Annotated in this window: 13 protein-coding genes and 1 other annotated feature (1 of these 14 only partly in view); of the genes, 2 read left to right on the forward strand and 11 right to left on the reverse strand. The window is 37.4% G+C overall.

Annotation, left to right across the window (positions count from 1 at the left end):
* The first annotated feature begins 184 nt into the window (after positions 1 to 184).
* Positions 185 to 613: a hypothetical protein gene (locus MKO96_RS08280; RefSeq protein ID WP_240587207.1), complete on the forward strand. Its 429-nt coding sequence runs from the start codon at positions 185 to 187 to the stop codon at positions 611 to 613.
* 135 nt (positions 614 to 748) lie between these two features.
* Here MKO96_RS08280 and MKO96_RS08285 read toward each other — a convergent pair whose 3' ends face one another.
* Positions 749 to 1,531, reverse strand: coding sequence for a zinc ribbon domain-containing protein (locus tag MKO96_RS08285; protein ID WP_240587208.1), 783 nt, complete (start codon positions 1,529 to 1,531; stop codon positions 749 to 751).
* Between the two features lie 196 nt (positions 1,532 to 1,727).
* Between MKO96_RS08285 and MKO96_RS08290 the strand changes: the two genes are divergently transcribed.
* The gene (locus MKO96_RS08290; protein WP_240587209.1) at positions 1,728 to 2,561 is read left to right on the forward strand and encodes a hypothetical protein; all 834 of its coding nucleotides are present in this window, start codon (positions 1,728 to 1,730) and stop codon (positions 2,559 to 2,561) included.
* A gap of 14 nt (positions 2,562 to 2,575) precedes the next feature.
* Here MKO96_RS08290 and MKO96_RS08295 read toward each other — a convergent pair whose 3' ends face one another.
* The 10 genes from MKO96_RS08295 to trpE all read right to left on the reverse strand — a co-directional run bounded on the left by MKO96_RS08295 (position 2,576) and on the right by trpE (position 11,763).
* On the reverse strand, positions 2,576 to 3,259 hold the full coding sequence (locus MKO96_RS08295) for a DUF2278 family protein (protein ID WP_240587210.1): 684 nt from the start codon (positions 3,257 to 3,259) through the stop codon (positions 2,576 to 2,578).
* Positions 3,260 to 3,350: 91 nt separating this feature from the next.
* On the reverse strand, positions 3,351 to 4,850 hold the full coding sequence (locus MKO96_RS08300) for an L-lactate permease (RefSeq protein ID WP_240587211.1): 1,500 nt from the start codon (positions 4,848 to 4,850) through the stop codon (positions 3,351 to 3,353).
* Positions 4,851 to 4,960: 110 nt separating this feature from the next.
* Positions 4,961 to 5,320, reverse strand: coding sequence for a DUF4029 domain-containing protein (locus tag MKO96_RS08305; RefSeq protein WP_240587212.1), 360 nt, complete (start codon positions 5,318 to 5,320; stop codon positions 4,961 to 4,963).
* A gap of 74 nt (positions 5,321 to 5,394) precedes the next feature.
* A complete protein-coding gene (trpA, locus tag MKO96_RS08310) occupies positions 5,395 to 6,171 on the reverse strand; it encodes a tryptophan synthase subunit alpha (protein ID WP_240587213.1) in 777 nt (258 codons plus the stop codon).
* 3 nt (positions 6,172 to 6,174) lie between these two features.
* On the reverse strand, positions 6,175 to 7,368 hold the full coding sequence (gene trpB, locus MKO96_RS08315; RefSeq protein ID WP_098538258.1) for a tryptophan synthase subunit beta: 1,194 nt from the start codon (positions 7,366 to 7,368) through the stop codon (positions 6,175 to 6,177).
* Positions 7,365 to 7,979, reverse strand: coding sequence for a phosphoribosylanthranilate isomerase (locus tag MKO96_RS08320; protein ID WP_240587214.1), 615 nt, complete (start codon positions 7,977 to 7,979; stop codon positions 7,365 to 7,367). Before MKO96_RS08320 ends, trpB begins: the two co-directional genes overlap by 4 nt.
* Positions 7,976 to 8,737: an indole-3-glycerol phosphate synthase TrpC gene (gene trpC, locus MKO96_RS08325; protein WP_240587215.1), complete on the reverse strand. Its 762-nt coding sequence runs from the start codon at positions 8,735 to 8,737 to the stop codon at positions 7,976 to 7,978. The genes MKO96_RS08320 and trpC overlap by 4 nt, the downstream gene beginning before the upstream one ends.
* A 1-nt stretch (position 8,738) precedes the next feature.
* Entirely contained in the window at positions 8,739 to 9,764 is a 1,026-nt protein-coding gene (gene trpD, locus MKO96_RS08330) for an anthranilate phosphoribosyltransferase (RefSeq protein WP_240587216.1), read from the reverse strand.
* Positions 9,761 to 10,348, reverse strand: a complete 588-nt coding sequence (locus MKO96_RS08335; protein WP_240587217.1) for an aminodeoxychorismate/anthranilate synthase component II — start codon at positions 10,346 to 10,348, stop codon at positions 9,761 to 9,763. Before MKO96_RS08335 ends, trpD begins: the two co-directional genes overlap by 4 nt.
* Positions 10,345 to 11,763: an anthranilate synthase component I gene (gene trpE, locus MKO96_RS08340; RefSeq protein WP_240587218.1), complete on the reverse strand. Its 1,419-nt coding sequence runs from the start codon at positions 11,761 to 11,763 to the stop codon at positions 10,345 to 10,347. The genes MKO96_RS08335 and trpE overlap by 4 nt, the downstream gene beginning before the upstream one ends.
* A 52-nt stretch (positions 11,764 to 11,815) precedes the next feature.
* Positions 11,816 to 11,886 (reverse strand) — a binding site (T-box leader) (it continues 174 nt past the right edge of the window).

Here is an 11,886-nt window from a genome sequence, read left to right on the forward strand (position 1 = left end):
TTTACATACTCTTTACGTTTTCCATATTTTACAGAAATAACACCTACTCCCATTGTAAAGAAAGAGAATTTCATCTTCAAATTTTGTGCACAAACCTATGCCTTAATAGGTAACCGTCGTGTCTTATAAACAACATATTTAATATGCTATAACAGTAATAATCGAAAGTGGAGGTGAAACATATATGTGTGCCGGCCTTCTCGCTCAAACTCCAGAGGAACCGCAAGAACCGAAACCCGCCGTGTCGCTTGATCAAGAATTTTCTATTAATGCAACATTATACAGCGCTCGCGCTTGGTTATCTAATGATGAGACTTTCGCACAAACGATTTGGAAAGGCTCTCACTTCGCTTCAGCATCACACGCTGGCAAGTCCATCTTACCAATCGGTACTGTAAAAATTTTGAACTTATCTGATGATACAATAACAGTTACTGCATCATCAGAATCAGATGATGCCCTCAAAATAGTCGTACCGCCTCATTCTGAAGGTGTTTTAACATCTAGTGCATTATCTGATGTGCACGCAAGTACATCAGGAGGAGCAAGTAAAGTCACATTCCTCTTTCATATCTTTTTCTCAAGGGATCCTGGTCCAGCTAAAAAACCATAGAAAAGGTACAGTTATGCACTGTACCTTTTTCACATTTTCTATTCTCTTGATTTGATGAGTTCAACATTATAAGATTCAATCTTCAAACTGAGTCCACACTTTATACATACATTCATCCATTCAACCACCTTTTCTTTAGAGGCCAGTTAATCCCTGTGTAAAGGTTTGAATTATTGTGTTTATGTAAGACCAAAACACGATAAATGTTGCAATTCCGATGAAAACATTTGCAATAAAAAGAGTATAGACAAGATCTAATCCACCGTTATCTAGTTTTACTGTAGCTACAATTATACTAATTCCCATATACGTTGTAGCCAGCCCTAATAAGATTGGTAAGAAGAAGATTAATAAAAAACTAAATAGAAAAGAAAGCACTAATATAGCGATAGCCGGAGTTGCTATCGTTCCCCATACGCCGAATACTTCAAGAAATGAAAAAGAAGATTTCATCATCTTACCACTTACAAAAATAATAAATCCGACAAATAAAGTTAAAATTAGTAAAAATAAAAAGACCGTTACAGAGTCCAAAAAGAATGTAGGAGTAGTTATATCTGGTGTAAATGTTTTCGTAACAGCTGCTGCAGCACTCATCATTCTATAAAAAATACATGCACCTAAAAAACAAATAAGAACAAGACTTACAATTCCATTTCGTACTTCAACCTTACCGCTTTTCATAATCGCTGTCGGTGCTTTGAAAGCATGTTTAAAGAACTGAAAATAGCCACTCGCAAACCGCTTCGCCTGCTCTACCGTTTCATTTGGTCGAGTTTCCTTTGCTGGTGCTACGCGTGCTCGTTGCTCATCTTCTTGTGCACCACTCGCTACTACTTCCTCCGTCAACGAATGTCCACAATTCCCGCAAAACTTTGCCTCTGTTGTATTTTCCGTACGACACGCCGGACATTTCATTCTCTCATTCCCTCCTTAAGCATATACCATATAGGGTGTTACAAATTCAATATATGACTTTGTACATAAAACATGACTACAAGAAAAAGATTCTGAAATCCTGCTTTCAAAAGAAATATATGTGCTAGCAATCTTGAAAAATAATGCTATTATGAAACAGAACAAATAACATTTTTAACAGATTGGATGAAAGACAATGGAATTGGTAAACTCAATTTTTCAAATACTCCTTACAAGCGTAATCCAATTATTTTCTTTAATTGGCGTTATCATTGTAATTGGATTTCTATTAGGCTATTTAGAATCTCTCACACGCATGTATTGGTCGAGAGCTTTCGGAAGAAAAGGATTCCTTTTAACGGCGTGGATCGGTGTTCCGATTCACGAACTTGGACACGCCATTATGTGTGTATTATTTCGTCATAAAATTGTAGCAACGCAGTTTTTCCCAACAGATACAAGCCAAGGCGCTTTAGGCTACGTACAACATCAATACAATCAAAAAAGTGTATATCAACGAATTGGGAACTTCTTCATCGGAATCGGTCCTATTATTTCCGGTATTACTGCGTTAATCCTTTTAATGCGCTATTTCGTACCAAATTCATATTTCTTATTTAATACAACTCTCGAAAAAACAATCGCTTCTACTTCTATTAATATAGAAATGGTTCAAAACATGCTCTTGTCGACGTTCGTATTATTGAAAAGCTTATTTACAATAAGTAATTTATTGAATCCTTCCTTTTGGCTATTTTTATTTATCGCTATTTGTATTTCTGCACATATCGCTTTAAGTAAAACAGATATTAAAGGATCAATAGACGGTGTTATCGTCATGTTTATCGTATTATTTTTATTCAACATAATCGCAGGACTATTTCAGTACGACAGTAACCAGCTAATTGGCAAAGTGATGAAGTATAATATGTACCTCATCGCGTTTTCTAGCGTGGCACTGCTGTTCTCTTGTATTTCTACACTTGTTAGTTTTGGATTTTATAAAATAAGAGGAGGGCGTTCGTTTTGAACGCCCTCTTCTCATCACTTATTGTTCTTATAATCACATTGCTCAACCGGAACGCGAGCATGTCCTTCTTCATCTGTACACCATGACTGCGACTGGAAGGCAAGAAAAATACCGATCCATGATTCTTCCTTTTCGAAGTGAATGAGTATACCTCCGTCTTGCCATATACCATTATCACCTTTCCATTTCTCTACATTCCCTTGATTCATATGAATATCGTGTATACCGTTTCCTGGTTCAAAATGAAAGTAAGAATCTGGTGTATTTTCTTCTGGTCCCCATCTTTCACCGAACGCGTAAATAATTGCTTTTTCTTCTATCGCTCGTTTTATATAACGTTCTATTTTTTCATTTAAATCATTATCCACTCCTGCTTTTTCAGCAGGTAAAGGAATCATTTGTTTCGAATCAAATACATTACCTCTTACGTAGTCTAAAGCTACTTTCGGTTCATTGTTTTTTACTTCTGTAAAACCGAACGGTAATGTCGGTAAAATATGAATCGCCTCTGACCGAATATCGTTACTCGCAAAATATAAAACTTCTGACGGATAACTTTGCGATTTCACATTAATTGCAATACGATAATCTACTCCTGCTTCACCTTGTAAATGAACTTGATAATGAGGTGTTTTCCCTTTTCCAATCTTAGACTGTATAACTGTACCTTTTAACACGCCGTAGTTTTTTAGGGGCATACATTTCATCTCCTATTCATTTAGTAGAAGCTTTTCATATTTAAAACATTATCCAATCATAAAAAAAAATCCTCCTATGTTAGGAGGATTTTTAATTTCTCAACATATACCAAACAATAACCTCTACTACTACGAGCAAAACCGCACCAAAAATCATTAACGTCGTCTTCTTTAATAGTTCATTTTCACGATAAGGGATGTTACATAAATACGCACCTAGTGTAATTCGCGATGGGCAAGCGATTGTCGCTACTGATGATGCGGTGTTTTGCAGTGTCGTGACGTATTGCCATGGGAGTGCTACGTTTTGCGCAGTTTGCATTTGTAGTTTTATAAACATCGCATTTGATCCGGCGTTACTACCTGTTAAAAAGCCACCGATTCCGCCGATAAACGGAGCAACGAAAACGAAAAACGTTCCAAATGTTTCACCAGCTGTTTTTGCCAGTAATGAATGCATGCCAGATGCACCCATTAGTTCTGAAATGGCGATAAACATCGTCGTTGTAATCGCAAAAGGAATCCATTGTTTTATCGTTTGCGAGAGTGATTGTTTAATAATATGAGATGGAATACGGAAGAAGATAATAGTAAATAAGCAAGTCATACCGAGCCAAAATCCTGGTGAATATAGTAGCTCTAGCTTGTAAGAGTATGATTTCAAATCAAGAACGGCATATGATCTGAATACATCATGTAATGCTGGTACGAGGCGAGAAAGTAAAATACAAACTGTTAGGAATATATAAGGGCTAATAATTTTTATAATAGATACTTCTCTCTCCGTTGCCGCAGCATGTTCTGTTATTAAATTTTGCTCACTTTTTCCTTTTAATTTAATGATAAGAAAACCAAATGTAATTGTAACGATAGAACTTAATATACCTGCGAGTTCAACACTTACGTATGCGTTAGAAAGATAGATTCCGAGAGAAAATAATAGAAAGAAACCGAATCCTTCTTTCCACTTTTCAATAACAGCCTGCCAACCACCAACAACGTGTAAAGAAAGAATGACGAAATAAGCAAACATCGGAATGCTTAGTAGTGCCGTATTTGTGCCAAGTGTTGTAAGCGGCATATTTATAAGCTGCGAACCGATAATCGTACCAGTTGCCATTGCGCCCCATGAACTAGCTAGTAAACCAATAAATGAAAGTAGTACAGCTTGAAACGGTTTATAACCTAATGATAGAAAGATAGGTGCTGCAACCATAAAGCCAATTCCGAATCCACTTACTGATTCGATTAGCGGGCAAATACCAAAACACATAAGGAGCATTTGTAATAAACGATCGTGCGTCACTTCTTCTAAAAAACGCGCTACTTGATCGATGTACCCCATTTTGTTCATGAGGTGAAATAAAAAAATACCGAAAAACAAAACGTACCCAACAATAAAACAAATTAACCAACCTTTAATCGTTGCGTGAACAGTTTCACTTATCCCTAATTGAAACGTTGGCGAGAGTAAAACGATTCCAACAGACACAACGTAAGCAATTAAAGAGGATCTTAATGACGTTTGTTTAAATAAAAATAAACAAATGAAAATCATCATAATTGGGATAAGTGCCAACAATATGGCCATGTTATCATCTCTTTTCATTAAAAATACAATTTTTAACTATTATATAACAGATGTCATATTTTTCAATTGTTTTTGAAACAGATTCAAAAAAGGAGCCAAATGACTCCTTTTCATCCCCATTTTCTATTATCCTGAAAAACACTCTGCTGTCCGACTATTTTGTCTAACACAACAAACACAATATAAGCACATATTACTTGCAATACAACATTTCCAAATTTCATTAATTCAAATGAATGGATCCAGCGAAATAATTCGTTTAATAATACAATCGAAACGATACTAAATAGTTCTATACTAATCGAAAATATACATATTTCTAAAATAGATTGCTCTTGAATGCGATTTAAGTTGGAAAAGATGAATACATATCCTAAAAATAGAGCCATCAACTCTATTTTCGTCATGCTAATAAGCCAAGCGTATAGTGGTACAGTTAAAAGAAGATATAGTAGTTTTCGTCTTAGCATGCCTTCTCACCCTCTAAATTATATGTATTTTCTGTATATTTTAACATTTATTACGTAAAACAAAAAGAAGAGACTTATGCCTCTTCTTTTTGTTTTGTTGCCTGTATTAATTCACATATTTCTTCTCGCTTTTCATTTTCTAACAGCTCAATGACTTTACTTCCAACGACTACTCCATCACATATTGTAATCATTTCTTCTACATGTTCCTTTGTTGAAATACCGAACCCTGCCACTACCGGTAAATGCGTATGTGATTTTACTTTTTCTAAGTAACTATGAATCTCACCTTTAAATTTTTGACGTACTCCTGTTACGCCTGCTACTGTAACGGCGTAGACGAATCCTTCTGATTCACTCGTGATTTTTTCGATTCGCTCAATTGGGCTTGTTACTGTAACGAGTGGAATTAGCGCAATGTTTGCCTCTCGAAGTAACGGGGCAATAATATTTTGCTCTTCATACGGTAAGTCTGGAACGATGATGCCGTCTACACCTGCTTCTATACAGTTTTCGATGAATCGTTCTTTTCCAAATGCGAGTACCGGATTTAAATATGTCATGAGTACAAACGGAATTTGTACTTCTTTCCTTACCTCTATTAATGCTTGAAAAATGCCTTTTAATGTTACACCGCTATCTAGCGCTCGTTTCCCTGCTCTTTGAATCGTTGGACCGTCTGCGACTGGATCTGAAAACGGAATGCCGATTTCAACGATGCTCGCTTCTGCTTCATCTAGAAAACAAATTCTTTCTTTTAATTTTTCAAGGCCACCATCTCCGCCCATTACGTACGGAATAAATGCTTTCTTGCCATTTTCAAACGCTGCTTTAATTTTTTCTACTCCCATTTTTTACACCTCTTCCATATAACGTTTTATACTCTCTACATCTTTATCCCCGCGACCAGATAAACAAATGACAAGTCCTTCGTCTTTCTTCATTTGCGGCGCTAATTTTAATGCGTATGCGACAGCATGTGAGCTTTCTAACGCCGGAATAATCCCTTCTTTTTTCGTTAATAATTGAAATGCTTCTAACGCTTCTTCGTCTGTTATTGAATGATAAGAAACGCGTCCAATATCTTTTAGCAAGCTATGTTCTGGCCCAACACCTGGATAATCGAGTCCCGCTGAAATAGAATGCGCTTCTTGAATTTGTCCTTCTTCATTTTGCAGAAGGTACATCATCGATCCGTGTAAAACACCAACGCTTCCTTTCGTTAAAGTAGCTGCGTGCTTTTCTGTATGAACACCTTTCCCAGCTGCTTCTACGCCGTAAAGAGCGACTTCTTCATCGTGTACGAACGGATAAAACATGCCCATCGCATTACTACCACCACCAATACATGCAACGACTGCCTCTGGTAATTTCCCTTCTAACGCTTCATATTGTTTTTTCGTTTCTTTCCCAATTACACTTTGGAAATCACGAACAATTTGCGGGAATGGATGTGGTCCAAGAACGGATCCCATAATGTAGTGTGTATCGTGTACATGTGAAACCCAGTAGCGAAGCGCCTCGTTTACCGCATCTTTTAATGTACCGCTACCTGCCGCTACGCTTTCTACTTTCGCTCCGAGTAATTCCATTCGGAACACATTTAATTTTTGACGTCTCACATCTTCTTCTCCCATAAAGATGACACATTCTAATCCGAGTAGGGCACATACAGTAGCGGTTGCCACTCCGTGTTGTCCTGCCCCTGTTTCAGCGACAACTTTTTTCTTGCCCATTCGTACTGCAAGAAGTGCCTGACCGATTGTATTGTTAATTTTATGAGCTCCTGTATGGTTCAAATCTTCACGTTTTAAATAAATCTTTGCACCGCCACAATACTTCGTCATATTTTCAGCGAAATAAAGCGGTGTTTCTCTTCCGATGTATGTTTTTAAATAATGATTTAATTCCTTTTGGAACGCTTCATCTTGCATTGCTTCTTTATATGCTTCTTCTAGTTCTAATACAGATTGCATTAACGTTTCTGGAACGTATCGTCCGCCGTATATACCGTAGTGACCTTTTTCATCTGGATATGCGTAATTCATTTGGAACACTCCTTCGCTTTTATAATAAATTGTTTTATTTTCTCTACATCTTTCTTTCCTTCTGTCTCCACTCCGCTACTTACATCGACCATGTATGGCTGAATAGTTCGAATCGCTTCTTCTATATTAAGAGCGTTTAATCCACCAGCTAATATCGTTTTCTCTCGCGACTCTTTTGACATATGTGCGAGTAACTCCCATGAAAATTTCTTTCCATTTCCCCCGTGAAACTTTTCTTTCGGACTATCAAACAATATATAATCCGCTTCATATGTTTGAGCGTTTTTCATATCTTCCTCCGAAGTCACTCCGAGCGCCTTTATAGACGGAATATTCAATCTTTTGATTTGGTGATTATCTTCATCCCCATGTAGTTGCACATGTGTTAACCCGCACTCATCTGCAATTTCCTGGATCACTTCTACTGATTCATTTACGAAAACACCAACCTTTAACACGTTTGCTGGAATCTCCTGAATGATTTCTTTCGCTAGCCTTGGAGTAATTTTTCGCTTACTTTCTGCAAAAACAAATCCAATTGCATCTGCTCCGTATTCGCAAGCACGTTTTGCCGTTTCAACATCAGTGATGCCGCAAATTTTCACTTTCATATGTTCACCTTACAGTCTTCAAAAAAGGTATGAATAGAAGATGATGTCATAAGTGCCTCTCCAACTAACACACCTTTTGCTCCAGCTTTTTTAACACGGATAATATCTTCCTTTGAATGAATCCCGCTTTCACTAATCCAAAGTAATTTCTCCTCGTTTAATCGTTTTCCAAGCTTTTCTGTTTGGCTTAAATCGACTTCGAATGTTTTTAAATTACGGTTGTTAATGCCGATAACGTGCGGATTTAATTGGATCGCAATTTCTAATTCCTGTTCATCATGAACTTCAACAATTGCTTCTAATCCTTTTTCTAGTACGTAGGTGTACAACTCTTTTAACTTCTCTTTCGTTAACGCCGCTACGATTAGTAAAATAATATCTGCGCCAGCTTCATACGCTCTATCAATTTGAATCGTATCGATTATGAAATCTTTGCATAAAAGCGGAATGTTACTTTCTTCTCTTGCCGTTTGTAAATCATGAAACGACCCTTTAAAAAATTGACCGTCTGTTAAAATAGAAACTGCTCCTGCGCCGCATTCTTCATATATTTTCACTTGTTTTCGTACATCAACATTTAAATTGATATCCCCTTTTGATGGTGATGCTCGCTTTACTTCTGCAATGACAGTAAACTGCTGTAATGCTTCTACAAGTGAATGTGTCTTTCTACTTTCTTTTAATGGTGTATACGTTTCATATAATGCCGCAACTTCCTTTTTCTTTTGGTCTACAATTTTGTCTAAAATCGTCCCCACTTTAATTCACCCTTTCTAATTTTTCATGACTTGCTGCAATTAATAAGTTTAGTTTGGCTAATGCTTTTCCAGAGTCAATACTATGCACCGCTAGTGTAATTCCTTCTTCAATCGTTTCTGCTTTTCCATTTGCGAAAAGGGCTAGACCTGCATTTAATAAAACAGTATCGCGGTAGACACCCTTTTCTCCACTTAATACGCCGAGCGTAATCTTTGCATTTTCTTTTGAATCTCCGCCTCTAATCTCTTCGTTTTTCACTACTGAGAAACCATGTTTCTCAGGATCAATACTCGTTTCTACTATTTCATTATCCTTTAAAATGACAACATGATTCTCTCCTTGTAATGATGCTTCATCTAAAAATCCACTTCCGTTTACGACAAGCGCTTGTTTTCTTCCCAGCTTCTGTAATACTTGCGCAACTGGTAGTAACATATCTCGTTTATAAATGCCGACAAATTGTGTTTCTAAATTTACCGGATTTGTTAAAGGACCAATTAAGTTAAAAATCGTCGGCACATTCAATTCTTTTCTTATTTTCATAATGCGTCTTAATGCTGGATGCATCGCTGGCGCGAATAAAAATGCGATGCCGACATGCTCTAATAAATAATCAATTTCGTTTGGCGTACTGCTAATATTTACACCGAGTTCTTCTAATAAATCTGCACTTCCTGTTTTACTAGAAACAGCTCGATTCCCATGTTTTGCAACCTTTACGCCAGCTCCTGCCAGTACAAATGCCGATGTTGTACTAATATTAAACGTTTGGGCACCGTCACCACCCGTTCCGCAATTGTCCATCGCTCCTTGTATATGGTTCGAAAATGGTAGTGCCTTTTCGCGAAGAGCTCGAACAAGTCCGTATATTTCTTCTGCTGTTTCACCTTTCGCTTTAAGTAAGACTAAGAAAGCTGCAATTTCACTTTCCAATATGTTTTCATTTAATAAAAGAAGCCCTGCTCTATACATTTCCTCTTCTGTTAAATGTTGCCCCTCCACTAATTTACGAAGATAGCTATTCATACTCTTTCCTCCTCCTTCACTTCTGTTAAAAAGGCACGTATTAACTTTCCGCCTTCTTCTGTCGCGATTGATTCCGGATGAAACTGTAATCCGAATAGCGGATAATAATTGTGACGAACTGCCATAATTTCTCCATCGTCCATCGCTGTCGCTAGTATGTCAAAACACTCTGGCAAGCTCGTTTGCGCTGCAACAAGGGAATGGTAGCGCATCGCTGTTAACGGCTGTGTAACATATGAAAAAATTGACGTTCCGTTATGTTTCACGTGTGATGTTTTTCCGTGTTTAATGCGTTCTGCTCTTACAATGTCTCCTCCAAATGCTGATATAATTGCTTGATGACCAAGGCAAATACCTAATATGGGAACGTTCTTATAAAAATGACGAATCACTTCGATACACATACCAGCATCCTCTGGTTTTCCTGGTCCTGGTGAAAGCACAATTCCTGTTGGATTCATCTCTTCTAGCTGTTCTATCGTTATTTGATCATTTCTTACGACTACAATATCTTCTTCGTATTCACCTAACAGTTGATACAAGTTATAAGTAAATGAATCATAATTATCAATTAGTACAATCATTTCATTACCTCCAATAGTGCTCTCGCTTTATTTAACGTTTCTTCATATTCAGCTACTGGGTCTGAATCATAAACAATTCCCGCTCCTGCCTGAACGTATGCTTTTTCATCCTTTACGACCATCGTTCGAATAGCGAGCGCCATATCAAGGTTCCCTGAAAAACTAACGTATCCAACTGCACCCGCGTATACATTTCTTTTTTCATTCTCTAGCTCATTTATAATTTCCATTGCTCTAATTTTCGGAGCTCCCGACACTGTTCCTGCTGGTAGGCAATACGCTAATGCATCAAATCCACTCATTTGTTTTCGCAATGTTCCGTAAACTTCAGATACAATGTGCATAACATGAGAGTATTTTTCTACTTTCATATATTTATCTATCGTCACGGATCCAATTTCACTTACTCTGCCAATATCATTTCGCCCAAGATCTACAAGCATCATATGCTCCGCTCGTTCTTTCTCATTTTCTAACAGTTCTTTTTCAATTTCCGCATCTTGCTCCTTCGTTTTCCCTCTCGGCCTCGTACCCGCAATTGGATTCGTCATCACCTTATCTTCTCTAACTGATAACAAGCTTTCCGGCGAAGAACCGAGTACAACATAATCTTGAAAATCGATATAGAACATATATGGTGACGGATTGGCAATTCGAAGTTTTCGGTATAACGCGAATGGATCACCGATACATTCACTTTGCAAACGCTGTGACAGTACGACTTGGAATATGTCCCCGGCTCTTATATGTTCTTTCGCCGTTTCTACCATCTCACAAAACTCTTTTTCCGTTATAGAAGAAGTGAATGATAATGTTGACCTTATTTCAGTTACTTCCGCTGCTTCTTCCTGTAACACTTCCTCTTTGTATACTTGCAACCTTTCATATACTTCGTCATAAGAAGCTGAATCGTCTTCCCTGCATACATATACAAATGATAATTTTTGGCGTAAGTGGTCATACACAATTAACTCACGGTACAGTAAAAGGTGTACTTCCGGAATATTTAATGGATCGTGTAAATCTGCTCCAATGTTTTCATATTGCCGGATGACGTCATAGCCAATATAACCAACTGCTCCTCCGCAAAATGGAAATGGACTGTCTACTTGTGCTGACGCGATTACTTCTTCTAACACTTGTAGTACGTTACCTTGCAGCTTTTCTGTTTGGCCGTAAATCGTTCGTTCCACTTCCGTACCAACGCTTTTTACTTCACCATATGGATTACATCCTAAGTAAGAATAGCGTCCTTTATCTTGATGAAGCTGCGAACTTTCTAATAAAAACTTTTTCTTTCCCTTCATACGTCTATATAAAGAAATTGGCGTAATGCTATCTCCTTCTTCTTCAGCGATTACTAAAAATGCTCTTCCCTGTTCTTTTTGCTTCATAAATTCCTCTTTTGTCATCATGCCTTTCACCTCAATCTGAAAAATAAAAAAGTCCTCTACATATCGAAAATATGTAGAGGACGATAAATTTACCGTGGTACCACCTCATGTTGGACGCAAAAGCATCCCGCTTTGTTCAGGTAC

The organism is Bacillus sp. ES1-5 (assembly GCF_022487605.1).
Classification (GTDB): domain Bacteria; phylum Bacillota; class Bacilli; order Bacillales; family Bacillaceae_G; genus Bacillus_A; species Bacillus_A wiedmannii.

Bases quoted from the DNA above. Each gene is read 5' to 3' on its own strand.
- MKO96_RS08280 (WP_240587207.1), top strand. From the start codon at position 185: ATGTGTGCCGGCCTTCTCGCTCAAACTCCAGAGGAACCGCAAGAACCG.
- trpB (WP_098538258.1), bottom strand. From the start codon at position 7,368: ATGAATTACGCATATCCAGATGAAAAAGGTCACTACGGTATATACGGC.
- MKO96_RS08290 (WP_240587209.1), top strand. From the start codon at position 1,728: ATGGAATTGGTAAACTCAATTTTTCAAATACTCCTTACAAGCGTAATC.
- trpD (WP_240587216.1), bottom strand. From the start codon at position 9,764: ATGAATAGCTATCTTCGTAAATTAGTGGAGGGGCAACATTTAACAGAA.
- MKO96_RS08320 (WP_240587214.1), bottom strand. From the start codon at position 7,979: ATGAAAGTGAAAATTTGCGGCATCACTGATGTTGAAACGGCAAAACGT.
- MKO96_RS08300 (WP_240587211.1), bottom strand. From the start codon at position 4,850: ATGGCCATATTGTTGGCACTTATCCCAATTATGATGATTTTCATTTGT.
- MKO96_RS08335 (WP_240587217.1), bottom strand. From the start codon at position 10,348: ATGATTGTACTAATTGATAATTATGATTCATTTACTTATAACTTGTAT.
- MKO96_RS08285 (WP_240587208.1), bottom strand. From the start codon at position 1,531: ATGAAATGTCCGGCGTGTCGTACGGAAAATACAACAGAGGCAAAGTTT.
- MKO96_RS08305 (WP_240587212.1), bottom strand. From the start codon at position 5,320: ATGCTAAGACGAAAACTACTATATCTTCTTTTAACTGTACCACTATAC.
- MKO96_RS08295 (WP_240587210.1), bottom strand. From the start codon at position 3,259: ATGCCCCTAAAAAACTACGGCGTGTTAAAAGGTACAGTTATACAGTCT.
- trpA (WP_240587213.1), bottom strand. From the start codon at position 6,171: ATGGGAGTAGAAAAAATTAAAGCAGCGTTTGAAAATGGCAAGAAAGCA.
- trpE (WP_240587218.1), bottom strand. From the start codon at position 11,763: ATGATGACAAAAGAGGAATTTATGAAGCAAAAAGAACAGGGAAGAGCA.